25 protein-coding genes and 1 tRNA gene are annotated in these 23,686 nt (G+C 67.1%); 7 read left to right on the top strand and 19 right to left on the bottom strand.

Features of this window, described 5'->3' with window-relative positions:
- Positions 1–5: 5 nt before the first annotated feature.
- The 4 genes from N536_RS0125865 to N536_RS0125850 all read right to left on the bottom strand — a co-directional run bounded on the left by N536_RS0125865 (position 6) and on the right by N536_RS0125850 (position 1,937).
- A complete protein-coding gene (locus tag N536_RS0125865) occupies positions 6–410 on the bottom strand; it encodes a DUF732 domain-containing protein (protein ID WP_029116281.1) in 405 nt (134 codons plus the stop codon).
- 164 nt (positions 411–574) lie between these two features.
- A complete protein-coding gene (locus tag N536_RS0125860) occupies positions 575–865 on the bottom strand; it encodes a hypothetical protein (RefSeq protein ID WP_029116280.1) in 291 nt (96 codons plus the stop codon).
- A 65-nt stretch (positions 866–930) separates the two neighbouring features.
- Positions 931–1,665 carry a YqjF family protein gene (locus N536_RS0125855; RefSeq protein ID WP_029116279.1) on the bottom strand — a complete coding sequence of 245 codons (735 nt, stop codon included), beginning with the start codon at positions 1,663–1,665 and terminating at the stop codon, positions 931–933.
- Positions 1,666–1,715: 50 nt separating this feature from the next.
- Positions 1,716–1,937 carry a DUF3072 domain-containing protein gene (locus N536_RS0125850; protein WP_029116278.1) on the bottom strand — a complete coding sequence of 74 codons (222 nt, stop codon included), beginning with the start codon at positions 1,935–1,937 and terminating at the stop codon, positions 1,716–1,718.
- A gap of 169 nt (positions 1,938–2,106) precedes the next feature.
- Between N536_RS0125850 and N536_RS0125845 the strand changes: the two genes are divergently transcribed.
- On the top strand, positions 2,107–3,912 hold the full coding sequence (locus tag N536_RS0125845; RefSeq protein WP_029116277.1) for a bifunctional serine/threonine-protein kinase/transporter substrate-binding domain-containing protein: 1,806 nt from the start codon (positions 2,107–2,109) through the stop codon (positions 3,910–3,912).
- A gap of 51 nt (positions 3,913–3,963) precedes the next feature.
- Here the strand turns inward: N536_RS0125845 and N536_RS0125840 are convergent, their stop codons facing one another.
- Positions 3,964–4,317: a hypothetical protein gene (locus tag N536_RS0125840; RefSeq protein WP_036437598.1), complete on the bottom strand. Its 354-nt coding sequence runs from the start codon at positions 4,315–4,317 to the stop codon at positions 3,964–3,966.
- A gap of 428 nt (positions 4,318–4,745) precedes the next feature.
- Here N536_RS0125840 and N536_RS0125835 point away from each other — a divergent pair, with 428 nt between their 5' ends.
- Both N536_RS0125835 and N536_RS0125830 read left to right on the top strand, forming a co-directional pair.
- Positions 4,746–5,510 carry a hypothetical protein gene (locus N536_RS0125835; RefSeq protein WP_029116275.1) on the top strand — a complete coding sequence of 255 codons (765 nt, stop codon included), beginning with the start codon at positions 4,746–4,748 and terminating at the stop codon, positions 5,508–5,510.
- A gap of 20 nt (positions 5,511–5,530) precedes the next feature.
- Positions 5,531–8,050, top strand: a complete 2,520-nt coding sequence (locus tag N536_RS0125830; protein WP_029116274.1) for a hypothetical protein — start codon at positions 5,531–5,533, stop codon at positions 8,048–8,050.
- A gap of 3 nt (positions 8,051–8,053) precedes the next feature.
- On the opposite strand, the gene N536_RS0125825 is transcribed toward N536_RS0125830, so the two are convergent.
- The 4 genes from N536_RS0125825 to N536_RS0125810 are packed head-to-tail and all read right to left on the bottom strand — an operon-like array spanning position 8,054 to position 11,101.
- Positions 8,054–8,458, bottom strand: coding sequence for a DUF1622 domain-containing protein (locus tag N536_RS0125825; RefSeq protein ID WP_029116273.1), 405 nt, complete (start codon positions 8,456–8,458; stop codon positions 8,054–8,056).
- Positions 8,459–8,460: 2 nt separating this feature from the next.
- On the bottom strand, positions 8,461–9,180 hold the full coding sequence (locus N536_RS0125820; protein WP_029116272.1) for an MgtC/SapB family protein: 720 nt from the start codon (positions 9,178–9,180) through the stop codon (positions 8,461–8,463).
- Positions 9,181–9,209: 29 nt separating this feature from the next.
- Entirely contained in the window at positions 9,210–10,427 is a 1,218-nt protein-coding gene (locus tag N536_RS0125815) for a sensor histidine kinase KdpD (protein ID WP_029116271.1), read from the bottom strand.
- Entirely contained in the window at positions 10,424–11,101 is a 678-nt protein-coding gene (locus tag N536_RS0125810) for a response regulator transcription factor (protein WP_029116270.1), read from the bottom strand. Before N536_RS0125810 ends, N536_RS0125815 begins: the two co-directional genes overlap by 4 nt.
- Before the next feature lie 102 nt (positions 11,102–11,203).
- Here N536_RS0125810 and N536_RS0125805 point away from each other — a divergent pair, with 102 nt between their 5' ends.
- The gene (locus N536_RS0125805; protein ID WP_029116269.1) at positions 11,204–11,686 is read left to right on the top strand and encodes a DUF2231 domain-containing protein; all 483 of its coding nucleotides are present in this window, start codon (positions 11,204–11,206) and stop codon (positions 11,684–11,686) included.
- 12 nt (positions 11,687–11,698) lie between these two features.
- Here N536_RS0125805 and N536_RS0125800 read toward each other — a convergent pair whose 3' ends face one another.
- The gene (locus tag N536_RS0125800) at positions 11,699–14,065 is read right to left on the bottom strand and encodes an arylsulfatase (RefSeq protein WP_029116268.1); all 2,367 of its coding nucleotides are present in this window, start codon (positions 14,063–14,065) and stop codon (positions 11,699–11,701) included.
- 207 nt (positions 14,066–14,272) lie between these two features.
- On the opposite strand from N536_RS0125800, the gene N536_RS39430 reads away from it, so the two are divergent.
- Entirely contained in the window at positions 14,273–16,015 is a 1,743-nt protein-coding gene (locus tag N536_RS39430) for a hypothetical protein (RefSeq protein WP_051574767.1), read from the top strand.
- A gap of 46 nt (positions 16,016–16,061) precedes the next feature.
- Here the strand turns inward: N536_RS39430 and N536_RS0125790 are convergent.
- The 3 genes from N536_RS0125790 to N536_RS0125780 all read right to left on the bottom strand — a co-directional run bounded on the left by N536_RS0125790 (position 16,062) and on the right by N536_RS0125780 (position 17,179).
- Positions 16,062–16,152, bottom strand: a tRNA-Ser gene (locus tag N536_RS0125790).
- A gap of 47 nt (positions 16,153–16,199) precedes the next feature.
- Complete coding sequence (locus N536_RS0125785; protein ID WP_029116267.1) at positions 16,200–16,664, bottom strand: nucleoside deaminase; 465 nt, start codon at positions 16,662–16,664, stop codon at positions 16,200–16,202.
- The gene (locus N536_RS0125780; RefSeq protein WP_029116266.1) at positions 16,661–17,179 is read right to left on the bottom strand and encodes a tRNA adenosine deaminase-associated protein; all 519 of its coding nucleotides are present in this window, start codon (positions 17,177–17,179) and stop codon (positions 16,661–16,663) included. Before N536_RS0125780 ends, N536_RS0125785 begins: the two co-directional genes overlap by 4 nt.
- A gap of 102 nt (positions 17,180–17,281) precedes the next feature.
- On the opposite strand from N536_RS0125780, the gene N536_RS0125775 reads away from it, so the two are divergent.
- Positions 17,282–18,226, top strand: a complete 945-nt coding sequence (locus tag N536_RS0125775; RefSeq protein WP_029116265.1) for a prephenate dehydrogenase — start codon at positions 17,282–17,284, stop codon at positions 18,224–18,226.
- On the opposite strand, the gene N536_RS0125770 is transcribed toward N536_RS0125775, so the two are convergent.
- From N536_RS0125770 to N536_RS0125750, 5 genes are read right to left on the bottom strand one after another with little or no spacing between them, the layout of a single operon-like run.
- Positions 18,189–18,797 (bottom strand): putative glycolipid-binding domain-containing protein, encoded by a 609-nt coding sequence (locus N536_RS0125770; protein ID WP_029116264.1) that lies wholly within the window; start codon positions 18,795–18,797, stop codon positions 18,189–18,191. The two genes, N536_RS0125775 and N536_RS0125770, sit on opposite strands and share 38 nt — an antisense overlap.
- Positions 18,794–19,567 carry an ABC transporter permease gene (locus N536_RS0125765; protein WP_029116263.1) on the bottom strand — a complete coding sequence of 258 codons (774 nt, stop codon included), beginning with the start codon at positions 19,565–19,567 and terminating at the stop codon, positions 18,794–18,796. Before N536_RS0125765 ends, N536_RS0125770 begins: the two co-directional genes overlap by 4 nt.
- The gene (locus tag N536_RS0125760; protein ID WP_029116262.1) at positions 19,564–20,262 is read right to left on the bottom strand and encodes an ABC transporter permease; all 699 of its coding nucleotides are present in this window, start codon (positions 20,260–20,262) and stop codon (positions 19,564–19,566) included. Before N536_RS0125760 ends, N536_RS0125765 begins: the two co-directional genes overlap by 4 nt.
- A 5-nt stretch (positions 20,263–20,267) precedes the next feature.
- Positions 20,268–21,383: an ABC transporter ATP-binding protein gene (locus tag N536_RS0125755; RefSeq protein WP_029116261.1), complete on the bottom strand. Its 1,116-nt coding sequence runs from the start codon at positions 21,381–21,383 to the stop codon at positions 20,268–20,270.
- A gap of 11 nt (positions 21,384–21,394) precedes the next feature.
- Positions 21,395–22,348 (bottom strand): ABC transporter substrate-binding protein, encoded by a 954-nt coding sequence (locus tag N536_RS0125750; RefSeq protein ID WP_029116260.1) that lies wholly within the window; start codon positions 22,346–22,348, stop codon positions 21,395–21,397.
- A 123-nt stretch (positions 22,349–22,471) separates the two neighbouring features.
- Here N536_RS0125750 and N536_RS0125745 point away from each other — a divergent pair, with 123 nt between their 5' ends.
- Complete coding sequence (locus N536_RS0125745; protein WP_029116259.1) at positions 22,472–22,852, top strand: lipopolysaccharide assembly LapA domain-containing protein; 381 nt, start codon at positions 22,472–22,474, stop codon at positions 22,850–22,852.
- Between the two features lie 3 nt (positions 22,853–22,855).
- On the opposite strand, the gene N536_RS0125740 is transcribed toward N536_RS0125745, so the two are convergent.
- Positions 22,856–23,683 carry a transglutaminase family protein gene (locus N536_RS0125740; protein WP_036437595.1) on the bottom strand — a complete coding sequence of 276 codons (828 nt, stop codon included), beginning with the start codon at positions 23,681–23,683 and terminating at the stop codon, positions 22,856–22,858.
- Positions 23,684–23,686: the final 3 nt, after the last annotated feature.

Below are 23,686 nucleotides of genomic sequence, written 5' to 3'. Positions count from 1 at the left end.
GGCCCTTAGAACCCGGGGATCTGCCCCAGCCCGGCGAAGTTGCCCAGTCCCGCCAGGTTCCCGATTCCGGAGAAGTCACCGCCGGCCATTTGACTGATCATCGTCGGGCAGTACATCTGTATCGCCAGGGTCGTGAAGAGACCCGCCATGCCAGGCGAGATGCCCTTTCCCGTAACCGTGGACGCGGCTTGCGCGAAGTTCCCGCCCGGCTTGGCGAGCATCGGGCAGATCGCCTGACCCAACGCCGCCGTCGCGTTCGAATCCGAGTACCCGACCCCGGCATTGTTGAGCGCGTTGAGGAACGCGTCGTTGCCGTTGTCAGCGTGCGCCGGTGCGACGCCCGCGGCCGCCGCCGTGACGACGCCAATGGCGACGACTGCCGTTCGGAATGTCGATTTGCAAGAAGTCATATGCATTTACTCTTCCGTTGTGCGCTCGGTGCACTTCTGGCACTTGAGTCACACTGGAACCCTCTTTCACTGCAGACACGTTTGCAACAAGATCGGGTAACGATTCGCAACCTATGCGTTTTCTTAGAGCGTGTCCTCGGCCGGCGGTGCGATCATTTTCGGCTTCAACTCGCCGGATAGTCGCGCCTCAACAGGTCGTAGAAGGCGAATGCGGGGACGCCCAGCGCGGCCGACAGATCCTCTGCGTAAGCGCGGGCGATGACCAGTCCCTCGGTCTGTTCGTCGAACGTGCCCGTCAGATCGACCGCGATGCGGCAGCCGAAGGTGTCGGTGACCGCGTCACAGTCGACCTTGACCTCCGAGACTCCCTCGGGCAGGGGCAGGTTGGCAACGGCGACGCGGACGTCGTCCGCCCGAGCCGCCATATCGACGTAGACCGACACGAACGCGTTCATATTCCTCCATCATCTCGGCTGTCACGTCCACCCGCTAATCGGTCAACGTCTTGGTAGCGGGCTGTTCACCTGCCGGTCACCAAGCGTGGTCGGCCAAACCGGGCACGCACGCCCGGCGAGTAGAGCGCGCGCAGCCGTTCACCGGCGCATCGGACACCGCCCGCGGCCACCAGGTCGGTCTCCAAGTCGACGACCTCGGCCGCGTGCAGCGGGAACGGTTCGTGTTCGTTGGGCACCCACCACGTGCGGCCTGCCGAACGGGTGTGCGCACCCCAGCGCGCGGTCAGCCAGACCTCCAGCGGGGTGGGATCGATGGGCGCGCCCACGTCGACCACCACGCGACTGCGCAATCCCCGTTGGGGCCAACGCCGCTCACTCTCGTACGTGATGCGGTCGCCGCTGCGGGTCAGCCGCATCTTCGCCCACGTGTACGGGGTGCCGAGCCCGATCCGGGTCACCGGCACCACCGCCAGCCTGGCCGTCTCCAACGATCGGAACAGGACGCCGTGGCGGCCTGCGTCGTCCGTCGAGTACAGCCTGACGTTGGTCTCCAGGAATCGGCCGAAGTAGGGCAGCGGCCGCGACACGCCCAGCGCGACGTCGGTCATGGCGAACGGGACCAACCCCACGTAGGTCATGCCGTCGGCGAAGACGTCGGGCCGCGCACCCGCCGGGTACAGGTGCGCGACGTCCGCCGGATGGACCGGCCAGTGCACGAAGGTGAGGTCGGTCCAGTACTGGTGGGTGAAGACGGGCCACAGCAGCGGCGGCGCGACGAGCGGGATGTCGGTCAGTGCCAACCGCCGAGGGAGTTCGGCGGATCAGCGGAACCAGACACCCGGTGATCTTGTCACGAGGACCCGGTGCCCCGGCCGGTCTTCTCCTGGAGCCGTTCGATCAGGTCGGACGCCTCTGCCTTCGTCATGTCCTCGGGGATCTCCTGTCCAGCTTCCTGCGCCAATGTGTGCAGGTAGCTGCGCTGTGGACCGGTCATGGGCTCGTCTCCCGTGACCCACTCCGACGTGTCCTTCTCGGCGTTCTCGCGTGGCGCTGCATGCGCTTCGTTGCTCACTGACATCACCTCCGCGGCTGGGATATCCATCGCTCGTACGTTCGAAACCAGTTGCCGGTTGCCCTGGTGATCTGCGGCTGAAAATGAACTTATCCAGGCATTTCTGGCGAACCTGCTTTAGCATTTCGACCGTCACTGCAGGGTTTACCAGGGCGTCGAGGAGCAGCCGTTGGATGCGACGCCGTTCGGGCACTACCAGTTGCTGGAACTGCTGGGCCGGGGCGGAATGGGCCAGGTGTTCCGTGCGCGCGACACCGTCACGGATCGAATCGTCGCGCTCAAGGTCCTGCCTAGCCACCTCGCGGGCGACCCGGTCTTCCAGCAACGCTTCCGACGTGAGGCACACGCCGCGGCGGGCCTGACCGATCCGCACGTCGTGCCCATCCACGGTTACGGCGAAATCGACGGCCAACTCTACCTCGACATGCGGTTGATCGACGGTCAGGATCTCGGCACCGTGCTGTCCGAGGCCGACGGCCCACTGCCGCCGGAGCGGGCCGTGCGGATCATCGAGCAGGTGGCTGCCGCCTTGGAGGCCGCGCACGCGGTCGGTCTGGTGCACCGCGACGTCAAGCCGTCGAACATCTTCGTCGCGGCCCGTGACTTCGTGTACCTGATCGACTTCGGCATCGCCCGCACCACCACGCAAACCGGATTGACCAGTGTAGGAAGCACTCTCGGCACCATGGCCTACATGGCGCCAGAGCGGTTCAAATCCGGCTTCAGTGACCCGCGTTCGGACATCTATGCGTTGACGTGCGTGTTGCACGAATGCCTGACAGGTCGGCGGCCCTACTCGGGGGACAGTCTCGAACAGCAACTCGCCGGCCACCTGGTGACGCCGCCACCGCGCCCGTCGGCGATAAACCCCTCGCTGCCAGAGGGTTTCGACGACGTGATCGCCAAGGGCATGGCGAAGGACCCCGGCAAGCGGTACCAGTCCGCAACGGAACTCGCGGACGCCGCCAATTCCGTCCTCAGCGGGCGGCGGATGCGCCGGATGCGGCGCCCCATGCTCGCAGGGTCGCCCCGGCGACTGAGCACGCTCGCGCTGTCAGCGGCCGCATTCGTCGGAATCCTCGTTGCCGCCTTGGTCACATGGCAAATGCGCAATAACCCAGGGGATTCGGAATGGCACGCGCGCGACGCCACGGAGGCGGCCAGCTCCGGTTCGTCGGCGCCGAACGAAGCCCCGATGATCGGTGATCCGGAGGCCATCGCAGCCACCGTCCCCGCAGCGATCAGGTCGACCGGGAAACTGGTGGTCGGCATCAACGAGCCCTATGCGCCAGCCGAATTCAGAAACGGCGATGGCGATCTGGTCGGTTTCGACGTCGAGTTGATGAACGCCGTCGCGAACACGCTCGGGCTGGACGTGGAGTATCGCGAGACGGCATTCGAGAGCATCATTCCATCCGTGCAGGCGAAGGCGTTCGACGTCGGGCTCTCGTCCTTCACCGACACCAAGGATCGCGAATCGGCCGTCGACTTCGTGACCTACTTTCAGGCCGGCACACAATGGGCGCAGCGCCCCGGCGCGGCGGTGAACCCCAACAACGCCTGCGGCCTTCGAGTTGGCGTGCAGTCCAGGACGATTCAGGACACCCAGGAACTGCCGGTGAAGAGCAAGGCATGCGTCGCGGTCGGATCACCTCCGATCGAGACCATCGACTACGACAGCCAGGACGACGTCACCAGTGCGTTGATCGCCGGCGAGGTCGACGCCATGTCCGCCGACTCGCCGGTGACTGGGTATGCGATCAACCAGAGCAACGGCGCCCTTGAGCCGGCGGGCGAGATCTTCAACGCCGCGCCCTACGGCTGGCCGGTGGCAAAGGGGTCACCGTTGGCAGAGTCCTTGCGGCAGGCCCTGATGCACCTGATCGCGTCCGGCGACTACCGGACGATCATGACCGGCTGGGGCGTCGAGGCCGGAATGATCAACCAGCCGGTCATCAACGGCGCCTACAGCTGAGACATCACCGCCCGCACCCGGACGGGTACGGGCGGTGATGCACGATGGTCGTTAGCGAGTGTGACCCGGGGCGTTCTCCGAGTTGCCTGGGCCGTTCTGGGTGACGGTCACCGGGCCCGCCGTGCTCTGACACAGCACCTCTTGATCATCCGATCCCGTGTCCACTGCAGTCGCCAAGGCCGTGATGTTGCCGATGTCGGCGACGTCGCAGACGAGCGCCGTAATCTGCGCAGCCACACCGACATTCACGTCCTGAAGAACGGTGATGTTCCCGAGTGCCAGATTGACGAGTCCGTCCTGTACCTGAACCGGCGCGGCGTTCGCGACGCCGAGACCGGCAGTGAGCAGCATCGATCCCCCGACCACAGTGCCGGCGGCAACCCTCTTCATCATGGTGGTGCTCATTTGGATTTCCCTTCGTTCCCGGAAGCAGCGACTCGCCCCTGACCGTGATGCGTACCGCGTACGGAGTACTCCCGCCCGATGACTCGCATCCCCCTGCTTCCTGACCGCACTACTACCCCGGGCCGCACATGAGAAAACTCAAATTTTCTGGATCCCTAATTTTGCCGAGAGTAAAATGGCCTAACTAATTAACTGGGTCGACAATATGTAGCGGTGAGTTCGCTCGCTACGTGCTTGTTCGAACGTCGGATGTCGCTTCAAGATCGTTACTCCGCAACGCTTTCCGCAGCGGAGTTCGAGGCAAAGAACCGCGCCTACCACCCGTCCTTGCCGAATTTCGCGCTTGATCATGGAATCCGGTGGGTAGCCGTCCGGCACATCGAGTCCTCGAGGCCCAGGCGCCCGGCACAGAGACAGGAGTGGGAGACATGCGCGAGTTAGGACTGACACCAGAGGAATTGCAGGCCGAGGGCGCCGTTGCGCTCCCGGACAAGGAGGTCGTATCGATTCTCGACCTCAACGTCGACGTCGACGTGTTCCTCGACGTCGCATCCCCGATCGACCTGGCCGTGGCCGCCCAACTCAACGTCGCGGCGCCCATCGACGCCGCCGCCGGTGCGAACGTGCTCTCGTCCAATTCGACGTCGGGCGCCATGGTCGACCAGAACGCCTCGATCGACCAGACCCTGGACGCCGATGCCTACGCGGTGTCGGATCAGGTCAGCGCGATCGACCAGACCGACGTCGCCGACGGCGATCCCGTCCCGCCGCCTCCAGACGACGGTGGCACCGTGGAAGTCGGCGATCTGGCCACCCTCAGCGGCCCTCTGCTCAATGTCAACGTCGACGTCGACGTCGACACCGACCTGACGGCACCGATCGCCGGCGCCGTCGCGGCCAACGCCAACGTGGCCGCACCGATCAGCGCCGCCGTGGCAGCCAACGTCCTTTCGGTCGACTCCGACGCCGACGCGATCTCGTACCAGGACGCCGTCATCCACCAGAGCTTGACGGGCGTGACCTCCGCCAACGCGGTGCAGGACTCCACCGTCGCGCAGGGAACCGCGCAGCCTGACGGTGGCACCGCTGGTGGCACGACTGCTGGCGGCACGACTGCTGGCGGCACCGCCGGCGGCGCGACGGCCGGCGCCGACAGTACCGGTGGCGCCGACAGCGGTGGTTCGGCGGGCTGACCCGACTGGGAAGCACGCAGATGACCGTCACCGACGAAGATGCCAGGACGCAGCAGGCGGTCCTGCGCCGCGCGGACGATGTCGAGCTGATCGGGGAGATGGCGGGATCCGGCTACCGCGTCCCGCCTTCCCTGGTCCGCCGGACCGACGGCCAGACCATCCAGCTGACTCCACTGTTGTACGCGACGCTGCGCGAAATCGACGGTCGCCGTACACCGGAGGAGGTGGCCGATGCCGTAACGCGGTCGACCGGTCGAATAGTGAACGCAGACAACGTCGGTCAGCTAGTCGACAAGCTACGCCCGCTTGGCCTGCTGGCTGCGCCCGACGGCAGCCAGCCCGTGGTGCGCAAGCGAAACCCGTTGCTGGGACTGCGGTTCCGCTACGCCGTCACCGAACCGGATCGGACGCGGCGGGTGACCGACCCGTTCCGCTTCCTCTTCCGGCCCTGGATGGTGGTGCCGATTTTGGCGGCCTTCGCCGTCGTGTTCTGGTGGGTGTCCTTCCGGAAGGGGTTGGCGTCGGCGGCCTATGACGCCTTCGAACGCCCAGGGCTGCTGATCCTGGTCTTCGCAGTGACCATCCTGTCCGCGGGGTTCCACGAATTCGGCCACGCCGCCGCGGCGAGATACGGCGGTGCGACGCCCGGCGTGATGGGCTTCGGCCTCTACCTGGTGTGGCCTGCGTTCTACACCGACGTGACCGACTCATACCGCCTCGGACGCCGCGGTCGGTTGCGCACCGACCTGGGTGGGCTGTACTTCAACGCGATCGTGGCCGTCGCCATCACCGGCGTGTGGATGTGGCAGCACTACGACGCCCTGCTGCTCGTCGTCGCCACGCAGATCCTTCAGATGATCCGCCAGCTCGCTCCACTCGTGAGGTTCGACGGCTACCACGTCCTGGCCGACCTCACGGGCGTTCCCGATCTGTATGGCCGCATCAAGCCGACGCTGCTCGGTGTGCTGCCGTGGCGGTGGGGCGATCCGCACGCGCGCCTGCTGAAGCCGTGGGCACGCATCGTGATCACCCTGTGGGTGCTGTTCGTCGTGCCCCTCCTCCTTGGCTCCCTCTTCGCGGCGATCGTTGCGCTGCCCCGGCTGCTGGGCACAGCGTGGGCCAGCCTCGGCAAGCAGGAGGACGTGCTGTCGACCGCTTGGGCGGACGGCGACATGATCCAGGCCACCGCCCGGCTGTTGGCGATCATCGCGATCGTCATCCCCGTGGCCGGCGTCATCTACCTGTTGATCCGGGTCGCCAGGCGCAGCGCGGCCGGCGCGTGGGCGGCCACGGCCGGAAAGCCGTTGCAGCGGTTGCTGGTTGGCGTGCTAGGCGCCGCCGTGCTCGCCGGAATCGCCTATGCCTGGCTGCCGCGCGACGGCAACTACCGGCCGATTCAGCCAGGTGAACGCGGCACGCTCAGCGACATCGTCTACGCGCTGCGGACCGAGCCCACCGGCGGTCCGCCCGAACGGACGTCGCCGACTCGTCCGGTGGCCGCCTCGACGAGATTGGCCGTCGGGCAGCGGGGCGCCATGCAGACGCTCTGGGACACCAGGACCCCGCCGCCGACGTTCACCCAGCCGCAGTTAGCGGTCATCCTGGTTCCGAGGACGATGCCTGCGGCGCACGTCGGCGGTGGTGCCGCCACGTTCGCCGGCACCGTGCGGCCCGCGGCGGACCAGGGCTGGGTGTTCCCGTTCGACAAGCCGCTGGCCCCGGGGCCGAGCGACAACCAGGCGCTGGCGGTCAACACCACCGACAACACGGTGGTCTACGAGGCGGCGTTCGCCATGGTGTGGGTGACCGACAACTCCGAGGCGATGAACGTCAACGAGGCCCAGGCCTACGCGTCGTGCAACAACTGCGCCGCCGTCGCGGTCGCGTACCAGGTGGTCTTCGTCATCGACACCGACGAGAACGACGCCAACGTGGCGGTGCCGCAGAACTTGGCAGGCGCCCTGAACTACGACTGCGTCAACTGTCTGACGTATGCGCTGGCGAGGCAGCTGTTCGTCACGCTGGACAAGCCATTGTCCGAGGACGCCCAGTCCGCGCTCGACGACCTGTGGGTCGAGATCGCCGCCTACGAAGATGCGATCGAGGCGGGCGACGTGCCGTTGCGCGAGATTTCCGGGCAGCTCGAGGAGTACACCGCCGAGATCCAGGCCATCGTCGAGGCGGATCAACCCGGCACGTTCCCGTCACCGACTGCGACGCCGACCCCGACCGCGCCGGCCGCCGATCCCGTGACCAGCTCGGTGGCGCCGTCGACCTCTCCGTCGGCGACCAGCCCACCACCGACCAGCCCCGCTCCGGAGCCGACGCCCACCAGCGATCCGACGGTGTCGAGCAACCCCACCCCGGATCCCACGACGTCCAGCGCCCCCACGACGTCCAGTGGGTCCACACCGGATCCGACCACCTCGGCCGGGACACCTTCTGACGGAACCACTTCCGCCGGAACGACGTCCGACGGGACCGTCTCGGGCGGGACTACTTCGGGTGGGACGACGTCGGACGGGACCACCTCGCCGTAGCCGTCACTGCGGATCGGGCCGTGCCGACTCGCGGGTCGCGCGTGCAAGGACCTGTGGGCCGGTGGTCAGTGCCTTGCGCCATGGCGCAACGCCGTCGACTTCGATCTCGATCGTGATGCTGAGCACCGTGCGAATCAGGACGATCATCCCGAGCACGGCAGCATCGGTGAGCGACGGCGTCGACGTGACGGTCTTGACGATGTCCGCGGCGACGAGCAGCTCGAGGCCGAGCAGGATCGCCCCGCCGAGCGACTCGCGCAGCGTCTTGAATGCCCGCCCGCCGTTGCCTGTTCGCTTCCAGGTGACCGCGGCGAGCGCGAACGCATACAGGAAGCCCAGCACCATCGACAGCACGCCGGACGCTTCGAAGGCCTGCGTCGCCCGTTCGAAGAAATCCTGTAGCTGCATCGCTACCTGCCCCAGTCCGACGCCGGTTCACCGGCGATGCTCCATCGCACGGACGTGACGCCGGGTAGCTGGCTCAGCGTGCGAACGGCGTCCTCGGCTGCGGCGTCGTCGCGGACGGCGGCGGCGTAATCGGCTTGCAGTTCCATGTTTTCGGCGGCATGGGCGGGCAGCGCGCGCACCCCGCGCAGTCGAAACGCCTGACGCGGCATGCTCTGCGCCAGCTCCGCCTTGACCTCGGCTTGCACATCCCGTCCGCACACGACGTCGAGCAGGTAGTCGGCGGGCGGGGCGTCGCGGCCACCCTTGTTGTGCACGCGGTCCATTCGCGCGGCAAGCAACTGCAGGAACCAGTTCGCCGTCACGATGATGACCGCGCCCGCCGTCGCCTCCCGCCACATCCACGCCCCCGCGAGAGCACCGACGGCTGCCGTCGACCACAGCGTTGCCGCAGTATTGAGACCGACCACGGACAGGCCCTGCTTCATGATCACACCGGCGCCGAGGAAGCCAACGCCCGAGACGATCTGGGCGGCGACGCGAAGCCGGTCGCCCTGCTGATCGAAGCTGTAGGCGCTCAAGATCAGGAACAGTGCCGACCCCATGCTGACGAGCGCCATCGTCTGCAATCCCGCCATGCGCGAGCGCCATTGGCGTTCGAACCCGATCGCGATGCCGAGGACCGTGGCCAGCCCGACCCGGGTCAGGAGATCGACGGCCAGCATGCCTTCGATCCTCCCCCCTGTCGCCTGGCCTATCCGGCAGACACGCGCTCTGCGGGAATGGCGAGTGTGAAGGTTGCACCGCCTCCTGGCGTTTGGGCGACGCGAATGTCCCCCTGATGAGCGCGCGCGATCTCTCGCACCAGCGCCAGACCGATGCCGTAGCGGCGGCGGCCCCCTGCGGCGGTATGCGTTCGCCCGTGTGAGAAACGGTCGAACAACGTTCCCAGGGCGGCTGGATCGATCCCAACGCCGTCATCGCGGACGTCGACCACGACGTCGCCGTCCTGCCGCCTGACCGTGACCGTGATCGTCCCGCCGGGATGCTCGTGAGCCAGAGCGTTGTCGACGAGGGAGATGACCGCCCGGCGAAGCGCGGGACCAGATCCCAGGACGACGAAACCATCAACTGGTGCGGTGCTGTTCGATTCGACGACGAGGCCGACCCCGCCCGCCTCGGCGTGCTGAGCCATGCTCTCGCAGGCGGATTGCACGACGGTCGCGAGATCGATCGGATGTCGCGGCGCCTTGCCCGTCGTCATGGCGGCCGAAGCAAGCAGGTCGTCGATCACCTCACCGAGCGCTCGTGTGTCGGATGCGAGCGCATCGATCTGTTCCTTGGTCGGGTGCCCATCCCCGTCATCGAAACCGCGGGAGAGTAGCTGAATGCGGGTGTGCAGCACCGTCAGCGGGGCGCGAAGTTCGTGCGAAGCGTCAGCCACGAAACGCCGCTGAAGGGCCAACGCGTCGGCAAGCGGGCGAATCGACCGTCTGGTGAGCAGAATGACCACGGCGACAGAAGCCAGGATGCCCGCCAGCTCGGCGATCCCCAGCGATAGCAGCAGACGGTTTCGGCCCGCCTCGTACGGCCCGAGGTCCACAAGCACGACCACCTTGCCGTCGGCCTTGTCCATGACCACCGCGCGGTACCGGGCACCATCGATGTGCGCGTCGGAGAATCCCGGTGGCCGTGCCAGCAACTCCGCTGGAACTCCGCCAGCGCTTGCCGTGACCTTCCCGGTTCGGTCCCGCAGCAAGAGGATCATTCCGGGCGGCGGATCCGTCGCATCGTCGGCGGCCGAAGCCACCGACGACAATTGGGTCCTGAGTTGCTGCTCTCGAATGCGGGCGTCGATGAAGTAGACCACCGCCCCGACGATCAAAAGGACTGCGGCAAGGGCAAGTGAGGCTTGCACCGCGGCGACGCGGCCCGCCCGGTTGACGACGCCGAGATCGTCGTCGGGCCTCATTCGGTTCCGAGCCGGTAGCCCGTGCCGTGCACGGTGCGGATGACTGCTCGGCCGAGCTTGCGCCGCAGGTAATGAACGTAGGTATCGACGGCGCTGACCGAATCGACACCGGCGAACACCGCCTCGAGCAACTGACTGCGGGTGAAGACCTGCCGCGGGGCGCCCATCAGGACAGCGAGCAGCGCGGCCTCGCGCTCCGACAGCTCGACGGTGTCGACCCCCGCTGTGCCACCGCTGACCGTGCGCGTCAGCCGGTCCAGGCAGAGCCCACCAACGCGAAGCGTCGAACGGCCGTCGGGGCGGCGCAGCAGTGCCCGCACCCGCGCCAGCAATTCGGGTATTTCGAATGGTTTGACCAGATAGTCGTGCGCGCCGGCGTCGAGTCCTTCGACTCGGTCCGCCAGCAACCCGCGGGCGGTGAGCAGCAACACCGGAGTCGCGACACCGCGTGACCGCAGGACCGCGACGAGCTCGGATCCGTCCATCACCGGCAGCCCCCGATCGATGATCGCCGCGTCGTAGCTGCCTGTCAGGCCACGGTGCAGGCCTTGCTGTCCGTCGTGAACGACGTCGACGAGGTAACCCTCCTTGGTGAACAGTTCGGCGAGCATCGCACTGAGCACGCGGTCGTCTTCGACGATCAACAAAGTCGGTGCGGGACGTTGCTCGGCCACCCCACGAGCGTGCCACGCCACTTCTTCGACGGCTCTAAGAATCCGATGTCACGCTCTTCGGTGGGGATTCACTTCCGTGAACAATCTATGAGGAGTTAAACGTTGTCGACGTTCAATGGCCTGCCCGCCCACGTACTGCTCGTGCACTTCATCGTTGTCCTGGCTCCACTCACCGCGGTCCTTGCGATCGTCTGCGCGCTGTGGCCGGCAGCACGGCAACGATTGGCATGGCTGGTCCTCGGGCTGGCGTCGCTGACGGCAGTGCTGACGCCGTTGACGACGGAAGCGGGTGAATGGCTGGAGCACCGTGAGGGAAGGTCACCGTTACTTCACACCCACACGGAACTGGGCGACACGATGCTGTACTTCTCAATCGCCTTGGTGGCCGCAGCCGCCTTGATCGCGTACGTCCACGTCCGGGAAGTGCGCGGCCGGTCAGTGAAACCCGTTGCACGGTGGCTCATTGCGGCCATCGTGGTCGTCGCGAGCGTAGCGACGACGGTGCAGGTGTACCGCATCGGGGATTCCGGGGCGAAGGCCACGTGGGGACAGGAGTCAGGCGCGGACTCGGCGTCCGCGCCCTGATTGGATCGGCGCCTATTGCCGTGCCATCGCGATCCTGAAGCGTTCGTCGGGTTCGATGTAGTGTTCGGCGGCCTCGGCGTCCTCACCGAGGTCGATGCGAACCCAGTTGATCTTGCCGGTGAACTTGCTGGTGTGGGCGGTGTAGTCCGGGCTCACGCTGGTTCCGGTCTCGTTGCCGACGTCGGTGGTTTCGTCCGCCGAGAAGACGAAGCCCTGGGTCTGATCGACCCGGCCCTTGCCGACTTCCTTGCCGTCGCAATAGAGGGCGACGTCACCGCCCTTGCCCATGCCACCGCCGTCGTAGGTGAACTCCATGCGCACCTGGGTGGTGCCGGCAGGGATCGGCTCGGTGGCTTCGATGGCGAACGACTTGATGCCCAATACGTTGTAGTAGAACTTGGCCTTGCCCGCCTTGGCGTACAGGCTCCAGCCGCCGAATTTTCCGCCCTGAGCGATGATTACGCCCTCGGCGCCGTCCGTAGGGACCTCCACCTCGGACGTGACCGCGAAGGACTTGTTCTTGATGTCGACGACGCTGTTCTCCGAGAGCCGGCCCATGCCGGCGAACAGCAGCTGTGAGTTGCCCTTGATCAGCGACGGCCGACCGGCAAGAGTCGGGTTGAATCGTTCGATCTGCCGGTCGTCGAGCGGTAAGACGTTGTACTTGACGGCCTCGATCAGCCACAGCCGTTGCAGCTCGTGCAGTTTATCGGGGTACTCCTTGGAGAGGTCGTTGGCCTGCGTCCAGTCGGTGTTGCCGTCGTAGAGTTCCCAGACGTCGTCGTCGAAGCTCGGCAACTTGCCCCCGCTCATCTCCCACGGCGTGCGGTGTTTGGTCACCGCGCTCCAGCCCTTGTGGTAAATGCCTCTGTTGCAGAACATTTCGAAGTACTGGGTCTCGTGACGCTCCGGTGCTTCGGCATCGTTGAAGCTGTACAGCAGACTGGTTCCCTCATACGGGCTCTGCATCACTCCATTGACCAGCACCGGTTGCGGGATGCCCGCGGCCTCCAACACCGTGGGCGCGACATCGATGACATGGGTGAATTGATCACGCGTGCCGCCCTTTTCGTCGATTCCCTTGGGCCAGTGCACGATGGTGCCGTTGCGGGTGCCACCCCAGTGCGAGGCCACCTGCTTGGTCCACTGATACGGCGTGTCCATTGCCCAGGCCCAGCCCACGGCGTAGTGACCGTAGGAGTCTTCGCCGCCGAAGTCCTCGAGTTTGGAGAGGAGGAATTCGGGGGTCTCGAGGGCGGCCATGCCGTTGAAGTTGGCCATCTCGTTGAACGCGCCCTGCAGCGTGCCCTCCGCCGACGCGCCGTTGTCGCCGATGATGACGTAGACGAGCGTGTCTTCCATGACCGGCTCGAGAGCATCGAGCAAGCGGCCGACGTGGTGGTCGGTGTGCTCCAAAAAGGCTGCGTAGACCTCCATCTCACGTTCCAGTGCCGGCTTCAGCGCGGGGTCCATGTCGTCCCAGGCCGGGATCTCGTCGTGCCGTGGCGTCAACACCGAATCGGGGCCGATGACGCCCAGTTCCTTCTGCCGTTCGAAGGTGATCTCGCGCTGACGGTCCCAGCCGTGCGCGAACTTGCCCTTGTACTTGTCGATCCACTCCTTGGGCACGTGATGCGGCGCGTGGGTGGCACCGGGTGCGAAGTACATGAAGAACGGCTTGTCGGGCAGCAGCGCCTTCTGCTGGCGCACCCAGCCGATCGCCTTGTCGGTCAAATCCTCGGTGAGGTGGTAACCCTCGGCCGGAGTCTTCGGCGGCTCGATGGGCGTGGTGCCCTCGTACAGGGCCGGGTCCCACTGGTTGTTCTCGCCGCCGATGAAGCCGTAGAAGTACTCGAAGCCGCCGCCGCCCGTCGGCCACGCAGTGAACGGACCCGCCGGGCTGGTCTGCCAGGCCGGCACCTCGTGGCATTTGCCGAACTGGGCGGTGGAGTAGCCGTTGAGCTTCAACGTCAACGGCAGCGGTGCCTTGGTATTCGGCAGCACCGACGTGTATCCGGGTGCCGCCGTTGCAGTTTCGGTGATGTTGCCCATGCCGACCGAATGATGATTGCGGCCGGTCAGCAGAGCCTGCCTCGTCGGCGAGCACAGCGCGGTGGTGTGCAACCGGGTGTACTTCAACCCGCCCGCCGCGAGCCTCTCGAAGTTCGGCGTCTCACACGGACCACCGAAGGCGCTGCTGGCGCCGAAGCCGACGTCGTCGATCAACACGACGAGCACGTTGGGGGCAGTCGCCGGCGGACGTACGTCCCTAATCGGTGGATAGCTGGTGTCGGGATCCTTGGCGTCGTAGGTGGTCAACCCCACGTGCGGCACATCGGGAATGGGAAGAATCGTGCGCGAAATCGGGCCATCCACCATGACAGTCGCCTTCCTGTGGCCGCTTCTCGACCGCGCTCAGAATAGGAGCGAACCACCGGGAAACACCGCCGAACCGACGTATCGGCGCCGTGACGCTGCGCACGCCCGGTACCTATTGACGCGGCCGCTCGGAATCGGCTCCGAATCCCGGTGCGGGCTGTCAGGATCGGAACCCGGGAACGTCCGGAACGACTTGGGGAGTCAGGTATGGAGCAGTTGTCGGTGTGGTTGGGTGCCGGTGTCGTCGCCGCGGGAGTTTCCGCAGCGTTGGTGACGGGTGCCGGTGTGGCAACCGCCGACACGGACTCTCCATCGGGCACCGGCGCATCCACGTCGACGAACTCCGGTGCGGACAAACCGAACTCGGCAACCGACAAGAAGGACTCGCCGACCAACGACAAGTACCCTGCCGGAGCCGGGTCGAGCAGCGGTAATTCGACCCCGAGTAAAGACGCCGACGAGCCGGACAAGACCAACCCGGCAACCGATCCGGCGGACGACTCAGACGCATCCGAAGCCGATCCCGACGACGTCCCAACCAAGTCGGACGGACCCACTTCGGTACCCGACAAGACGTCGACCGGCTCGAAACACTCGACTCCGGCAACCCACGCGCCGCAGAAGCCGGCTGCCTCCACGCCCACCAACATCACCGAGACCGACGACGCTGCCGAGACGAAGACGCCGTCGGCGGCACCCGCGCCCGTCGCACCCGCCACCGTGAACCGGTCTGCGGCCGCCAGGGACACCGCGGCCGCGCCGATGGCATCGACGAGCCTGTTGCGGGCGACCGCCGCCGTCGCGCCCGCCCCGCCACCACCGTCGCTGTTCGACGTCGTCGGATCAGTCCTGGCGTCCGTCGTCGTCAACGTCGGTTCAGCGCTCATCAACACGTTGCAGGCAGTCGAGGCGTTCGTCACCGGGCCGCCGGTTCTGCCACCGAACAGCACGGTCACGGTGCGCAGCTCGACGATCCGGTTGGGCACCGGACAGCGGGTGGCCGCCAATTGGTACTACCCCGAGGGAGACGAACCGCCGACGCGGATGATCCTGCTGCAACACGGCCTGCTGGCCCTCGGTCCCCAGTACAGCTACACCGCGGCCAACCTCGCCGAACGGACCAACAGCATCGTCGTCACCCCGACGCTGCCGTCCAACTTCTTCGCAGGCGACTCCGCGTGGCTGGGCGGAACGGGAATGGCGTCGGCGATCGCCGACCTGTTCGTCGGCGACCGCGCCGCACTGACACAGAGCGCGCTGGCCGCCGGCTACGCGACCAGGTACGGCCTCGATCCGGCGACGGCGCGGCTGCCCCAGCAGTTCGCTCTCGCCGGTCACTCGTTGGGCGGCAACCTAGTGTCGGCCGCGGCGGGATTCCTCGCCAAGAACGGCGCCGCCGACGATCTGGTGGGGGTGATCGCCCTCGACGGGGTGCCGCTGCAGGGCACCATGGTTGCCGCGCTCGACAAGCTGGCCGCGTACGAGGCGGCGACGGGCCACTACATTCCGATCCGCGAGATCGGCGCGCCGACCAACCTGTTCAACTCGGTGAGCAACATCAACCAAGCCCTGACCGCGGCGCGGCCTGACCGGTTCAACGGTGTCGTGCTCGCGGGCGGGGTGCACATGGATTCGATGCGCGGCGGCAACCCGCTCATTCAGTTCGCCGCGTACCTCGCCGCCGGTTTCCCGCAACCGCAGAACCCGCCGGCGGTCGAGGAGTTGGCCGTCGCGTGGCTCACTGACTGGTTCAACGGCAAGACCGACGTCGGCGACGACCTGGTACCCGGGTCGACGATCGACATCCCGACCTCGCAGGGCATGGCACACGGCGTCGTGATCGGCACCGCGCCCGCGGCGAAGTCCCTGCGGGAGCCCATCACGATCGAGCCGTCGGAGCCGACAACTCTGCCGCAGGCGAATCCGAACCTGGCCGGCCTGGCGGCGTGAGCTGCGCGAAAAAAGCTCCCCACCAGTACTAACGGGTGGGGAGCTGTGGCGGTGGCGGAGGGATTTGAACCCTCGGACGGGGGTTACCCGTCACACGCTTTCGAGGCGTGCTCCTTAGGCCGCTCGGACACGCCACCGCGTGGCAGCTTACCCAAGCCCGGTCCGCGGCCCTAATCGCAAGCACTCATCGCTGCCGCGCGAAGAACTCCGCCAGCGGCGCCGCGCACTCATCGGCCAGCACGCCGCCCCTGACCTCGGGCCGATGGTTGAGCCGACGGTCGCGCACCACGTCCCACAGCGAGCCCACCGCACCGGTCTTCGGCTCCCACGCGCCGAACACCAGCCGCGCGACCCGGGCCATCACCAACGCCCCGGCGCACATCGTGCAGGGTTCGACGGTCACGGCCAACGTCGCGCCCTCGAGCCGCCAGCCGTCACCGAGAACCGCTGCCGCAGCACGCATGGCGAGGATCTCGGCGTGCGCGGTCGGATCCCCGAACTGCTCGCGGGCATTGGCTGCGCGGGCCACCTCGGCACCGTCAGGTCCGAACACCACCGCGCCGATCGGCACGTCACGCGGGCCCGCCGCACCGGCCGCGTCGAGTGCGCGCCGAATCAGCTCGTCATCAGACGGGAAGTCCGACCTCACCGATCGAGTTTGTCCAGAACCGCAGACATCTCGTCGTCGAAGCCCATCTCCTGAGCGATACGGGAGAGCTGCACGTCGGCGTACTCGTCGTCGGACAGGATGATGCTGAGCACACCTTCATTGAGGCCGATGTCGGCCAGCACGCCCAAGTCGCCCTCCTCGAACGGGTCCGCGTCCTCGAGTTCGGCCGGGTCGAGGTCGGCGTCGAGCTTCTCCAGCACCTCGGCGGCGATGTCGTACTCCAGCGCCGCCGTGGCATCCGACAGGAACAGCCGGGTGCCCGCGGGGGCCGGCCGGACGATGATGAAGAACTCGTCGTCGACGTCGAGCAGCCCGAACACCGCGCCGGCGCTGCGCAATTCCCTCAGTTCGGTTTCCGCCGCGCCCAGGCTGGTCAGCGCGGCAGCGCGCATCGGCGAACAACGCCACTTCCCGTCCTCACGGACGACCGCCACGCCGAAGCCGTCGGGGAGGTCTGCGGCCTTTTTCTTTGCCTGCGCTCGCTCTGCTCCCATGACGCCAACGCTAGTCCCAGACCAGGAAGTTTGACCACAATTCGACCGATGCACGGTGAGCGCCGGATCACCGTATGCCAACCTTGAACAGTGACAACACCCGTGTGCGTGCTCGGCTTGGGGCTGATCGGCGGATCGGTGATGCGAGCCGTGAAGGCCTCCGGTCGCGAGGTGTTCGGCTACAACCGGTCGATCGACGGCGTGGAGGCCGCCCGCTTCGACGGGTTCGACGCGACGGACAGCATCAACGACGTCCTGGCCCGCGCGGCCGAGACCGAAGCGCTGATCGTGCTCGCCGTCCCCGTGCCCGCCCTGCCGACCATGCTCGACCGCATCCGCCACTTGGCTCCCGAGTGCCCACTGACCGACGTGACGAGCGTGAAAGGCGCTGTCCTGCAGACGGTCCGGGACCACGGCCTCCTCGACCGGTTCGTCGGCGGCCACCCGATGGCTGGGACCGCGCATTCGGGTTGGGCCGCGGGCAATCCGCGTCTCTTCGTCGGCGCACCGTGGGTGATCAGCGTCGACGACCACGTCGACGCGCGAGTGTGGGCCATGGTGATGCACCTGGCGTTGGACTGCGGCAGTGTCGTCGTCCCCGCCCGCTCCGACGAGCACGACGCCGCGGCCGCCGCCATCTCGCACCTGCCGCACCTGCTCGCCGAGTCGCTCGCAGCGACGGCGGGTGACGTGCCGTTGGCGTTCGCGCTTGCCGCGGGATCGTTCCGAGACGGCACACGGGTCGCCGCGACCGCCCCCGACCTGGTCCGGGCCATGTGCGAGGCGAATGCCGACCAGCTGCACGGCGCGCTGGACCGGACGATCGAACTGCTCACGTGGGCCAGGGACCACCTCGCGGCCGGGAAGTCGGTCGGCGAGCTCGTCGAAGCCGGTCACGCCGCGCGGATGCGCTACGACAGCTTCAGCAGGCCGGAGATCATCACCATCACGGTCGGAGCCGCGAAGTGGCGTGAGGAACTCGCCGCGGCGGGCCGCGCCGGCGGCGTGATCAGATCCGCTCTGCCAGTCCTGGATAGTCGAGGATGAATCCCTCGTCGTCGACGGAGATCGTGGTGTCGGCGACGGGCGACACCAGTTTGATCGCCCCCGCGTCGGAGGACGCGGTGCTGTAGCTGATGGTCACCTGCTCGACGGTCAACTCCGGCAGCCGCACGTACACCACCGGCAGCGTGATCGACTCCGACCGCTGATACAGGCCGGTGCGGCGGATCGGCAACGCGTTGAAGAACGGGCTGAAGATCACGTCGACGTCCAGCGCGCCGTCATAGGCCGCGCGCGTGGTCTGGTTCTGGTGATCCTGGACCAGCCACATGTTCTCTTCGTCGCGGGCGATCGAGAGCTGACGTTCGCGCTCGGCGAGCGTGACGGTCAGCGAAAGGCGTTTGGTGCCGCCGCCCTCGTCGGTGACGAGGTCGTAGGACGCGCTGAACGGCGGATGCGTCGGCGTGCCGGCCGCGACGATTCGGCCGTAGGCCTTGATGCGGTTGCCGGACAACTGCACCCGCACGGACTCCATCCGGGGAACGTCATGCGCGCTCCACGTCAGGACCGCGGGCCAGGTGCTGGGCGTGGCTTCGGAGCGGGCTGCTGCACTCACCCCTCTACCGTAGGCGACGGGCCCTCTCGTTCGTAGCCGCCTCGGGAAGTCGCAGCAGATCGTGACCCGAGCGCCATCTCGTCGCTGATCAACGGCTGCGGCATCCGGCGGAACCGGTCGGTGCCGGGCTCCGACAACCACACCACCGCCGCCAGCGCGGCATCGAGGATCAGCGCCAGCGCGGTCACCAACAGCGCGCCGACCAGGGCGAGGTAGAACTGCCGCACCTTGATGCCGTCGATGAGATAGCGCCCGAGACCGCCGAGGCTGGCGTACGCGGCGACCGTCGCCGTCGCGACGATCTGCAGCGTGGCGGTGCGCAGCCCACCGAAGATCAGTGGCAGCGCGTTGCGCACCTCGACGCGCAGCAGCACGCGCGACTCCGTCATGCCCATCGAGCGGGCCGCGTCGACGACCGCCGGGTCGACGTTGGCGATGCCCGCGTAGGTGCCTGCCAGCAGGGGCGGGATGCCCAACAACATCAGCGCGACCGTCGGAGGTACCAGGCCCAGCCCCCACAGCAGCACGCCGAGCAGCAGCACACCGAGAGTGGGCAGTGCCCGCAACGCGTTCACACCGGTGACGACGAGGAACGTGCCGCGGCCGGTGTGCCCGATCGCCATGCCGATCGGGATGGCGATCAACGCCGAGAAGACGACCGCGACGGCGGTGTACTGCAGGTGTTCCAGGATGCGGGCCGTCAGGCCTGCTGGCCCCGCCCAGTTGTCGGCCGTGAAGATGTAGGACAGCGCCTGCTGCAGGAAGTTCATGAGGACCCCTTTTTCCCCGTCGCTTCGCTCGCCCGAGGCGCCTTCGCCCGTCGCCCAACCTTGCCCGCCGAGATCCACGGTGTGGCGGCCTTGCCGATCAGCATGATGAGGGTGTCGATGACGATCGCCAGCACGAAGATCGCGATGATGCCCGCGATGATCTGGTCGCTCTTGTCGGCCTGATAGCCCTCGGTGAACCACGTGCCGAGGCCGCCGATGCCGATCACGGAGCCGACCGACACCATCGAGATGTTGGTGACGGAGACAACGCGCAGGCCTGCGACGAGCACCGGAATGGCAAGTGGCAACTCGACTTTGACGACGCGGGTGAACGGGCGGTAGCCGACGGCGGTGGCGGCGTCCAGCACGGCGGGCGGCACCGCGTCCAGCGCCTCGGGGACCACGCGGACCAGCAGCGCGACGGTGTAGAGCGTCAGCGCCACGATGACGTTGGCCTCGTCGAGGATGCGGGTCGGGATGATCAAGGGCAGGACGACGAACAACGCCAGCGACGGGATGGTGAAGATGATGCTCGCGGTGACCGTCGTGAGCCTGCGCAATGTCTTCGTCCGCCGGACGTACGCGCCGAGCGGCACCGCGATCAACAGGCCGAGCACCAACGGCACCAGCGACAGCCGCAGATGGATCAGCGTCAACGCCCAGGCGTCGTCGAGGTGGGTGAACAGATAGCGCACGGCGGTTAGCCCCCTCCCCCGTCCGCAGTCCCGCGCTGGGCGGTCAGCGCCGCCAGCACGTCGTCGGCCTTGATGCCGCCGACCACCTGCCTGTTCTCGTCGACGGCAACGCCCAGGCCCGACGGGGACGACAGCGCGGCGTCGAGCGCCAACCGCATCGTGCCGTTCGGCAGGAACAGCGATCCGCCCGCAGTCGTGCTGTCGTACAACGACTTTCCAGCACGATGCAGTTCGACGCCGTCGGCGGTGATCCATCCGTACGGCGTGCCGTCGGGCTTGAGCACCAGCACCCACTCCCCCGGATCCAGCCTCAGCGAGTCGATGCCGGGTTCGCCGACGGTCCGCACGTCGTGCAGCGGAAGCCCCGTCGCGTCGAAGAATTGCAGGCCCCGGTAGCCCCGGTCGGCGCCGACGAACCCGGCGACGAAGTCGGTGGCCGGGTTGGACAACAGCCGCGCCGGCTCGTCGAACTGCTGCAGCTTGCCCCCGCGGCTGAACACCGCAACCTTGTCGCCGAGTTTGATCGCCTCGTCGATGTCGTGGGTGACGAACACGATGGTCTTGCGCAATTCGCTTTGCAGCCGCAGGATTTCGGCCTGCAATTCCTCGCGGACCACCGGGTCGACCGCGCTGAACGGCTCGTCCATCAACAGGATCGGCGGATCGGCGGCGAGCGCGCGGGCCACGCCGACCCGTTGCTGCTGACCACCGGAGAGCTGAGCCGGATAGCGGTTGGCCAACTTCGGGTCGAGGCCGACGCGCTCCAGCACGCCGAGCGCCGCCTTGCGTGCGCTGCGCCGTGATTCGCCCTTGAGCACCGGCACGGTCGCGACGTTGTCGATGACCTTCAGGTGCGGCATCAGGCCGGCACTCTGGATCACGTAGCCGATCCCGAGGCGCAACTTGACGGCGTCGACCTTGGTGACGTCGTTGCCGTCGACGGTCAACTTGCCCGACGTGGGGTCGATCATCCGGTTGATCATCCGCATCGAGGTGGTCTTGCCACAGCCCGACGGGCCGACGAACGCGGCCAGCGTGCCCTCGGGCACTTCGAGTGTGAGGTCGTCGACGGCGACGGTGCCGTCGGGGTACACCTTGCGGACGGCGTCGAACTTGATCATCTGCCCTACCCCTAGCCTGCCATCGGCTTGTCGAACCCGTTGTCCTGTACCCATTTTCGCGCGGCCTCGTCGGGATCGATGCCGCCGTTGCCCGACGTCGCGCCGTTCATCTCGATGAGGGCCTCGGTGGTCAGCTTGGCGCTGACGGCGTTCAGCACCGTCTTGAGTTGATCCGACAGCTTCTGCGAGGCGACCAGTGGCACGACGTTGGCGGCGAGGAAGTTGTTCTTCGGGTCCTCGAGCACCACCAGCTTGTTCTGCGGGATCGCCGGTGACGTGCTGAAGATGTCCGCCGCCGTCACCGTGCCGTCGACCAGCGCGCGCACGGTCGCGGGGCCGCCGCCGTCGCTGATCGCGACGAAGTTGACGGGCGCGACGTCCAGGCCGTACTTCGCCTTCAGCCCGGGCAGGCCCTCGGTCCGGTTCAGGAACTCCGACGGCCCGCCGAACTTCACCTCCGCGGAATGCTGCGCCAGATCACCGATCGTCTTGAGGTTCCACTTCTTGGCGGTCGCCTCGGTGACCGCGACGGTGTCCTGGTCGTTGGCCGGCGACGGCGCCAGGATCGACAGGTCGCCGGGAAGCGCACGGTAGAGCGCCAACTCGACGGAGGTGGGGTCGGTGGCCTTGGTCTTCGGGTCGAAGTACTGCAGCAGGTTCCCGGTGTACTCGGGGATGAGGTCGATGGAGTGGTCCTTGACCGCGGGGATGTAGGTTTCGCGGCTGCCGATGCCGAACTGCCGGCCCACCGTGAAGCCGTTGGCCTCCAGCGCCTGCGCGTAGATCTCGGCGATGATCTTCGACTCCGGAAAGTCCGCCGAGCCCACCACGATCGACTTCAGGTCACCCGACACCTCGCCGCCGCCAAGCGGGTTGGAACTACCGCAGGCCGCGGTGATGAGGGCGAGGACCGCGGCGAGCGCGGCCAGACTTCTCTTGCGCACGGTTCGTCGCGCGGGGTCCATGGATTGCGTCCTTCCGCCGGCACACGCTCCCCGCGACCCTAACGGCCTTCGCGCAATGTTGCCCGGCTTTACCTCGTGCCGAGCCTGGTTTCAATCCCGGTCCGGACGGGCAAGGATGGAGCCATGAGCACCGAGCCGAACGTGCCGCCCGTCGAGCCGGTACGTCCCGGCCCCCTCGAACCGATGGCGCAAGAGCCGCCGCCGGGCCCCCCTACCCCGAACCCGCCGCCGCCTGCGACCAAGGTGAAGTTCACCAGGGCCGGCGCCCTGTGGTCGGCGCTCATCGTCGGCTTCCTCGTCCTGATCGTGCTGCTGATCTTCATCGCGCAGAACACCGAATCGGCCACCTTCCACTTCCTCGGGTGGGACTGGTCCCTTCCGCTGGGTGTGGCGATCCTGTTCTCCGCGGTGTTGGGCGGCCTCGTCACCGTGTTGGCCGGCGCTGCCCGGATCTTCCAACTACGCCGCGCCGCCAAGAAGAACTACAAGGCCGCGCAACGGTAGTCGCTAGCGGATGGACACCAGCTCCTCGACCGCGTCGTGCGGCAGGTAGCCGTCGACCACGGCCCGCACCCACATCGAGTTCAGGGTGATCGACCCGTTGTGGTTGTCCAGGAACGCGGTGTCGGCCGCATCGCGTCCGGTGCTGATCCGGACCAGCGTCTGACGCGGCGCCAACAGGGTGGCATCGACCACCCGCCAGTGACCGTCGACGTACGCCTCCGCGACGGCGTGAAAGTCCATGGGGTCGCAGCCCGGCGCATACACCGCGACCATCCTGGCCGGCACGTTCACCGCGCGTAGCAGCGCGACCACCAGGTGCACGTAGTCGCGGCACACCCCGGCGCCTGCCAGCAGCGTGTCGGCCGCCCCGTCGATGGGGTCCGACGAGCCGGGCACGTAGTGCAGCCGCGTGCCCACCCACGACGACACCTTCGCCAGCAGCGTGGCCGAGTCGACCCACTGGCCGAATTCGGTCGCGGCGAAACCGAAGAACTTGTCGGCCTCGGCGTACCGGCTGGGCCGCAGATACGTCGACAGGTCGATCTCGGTCACCGGCGCCGGGTCGCTCTGCCCGATGATCGTCGCCGAATAGCTGGCCAGCAGCGAGCCCTCGCCCGCGTCGAACTTGTGGATGCGGTTGCCGTGGTCGCCGCTGATCTCCGTGGCCTCAATCTGCTTGCCGTTCAACGTGAACGACAGTGACTCGGTGACCGTGGCGCCGGGCTGAGGGGCGACGGCGATCTGAAATTCCAGCGTGGTGGGCGCACTGATCCAGACGTCGAGGTCGACGCCGACATCCCGCTTGAGCGTGCTCTGCGTCCCCGTCGTCATCCC

Origin of the sequence: Mycobacterium sp. URHB0044 (assembly GCF_000620625.1) — a bacterium.
Taxonomy (GTDB): domain Bacteria; phylum Actinomycetota; class Actinomycetes; order Mycobacteriales; family Mycobacteriaceae; genus Mycobacterium.
Note: the sequence above shows the minus strand (reverse complement) of the source record. Positions and strands in the feature narration are given on the sequence as shown.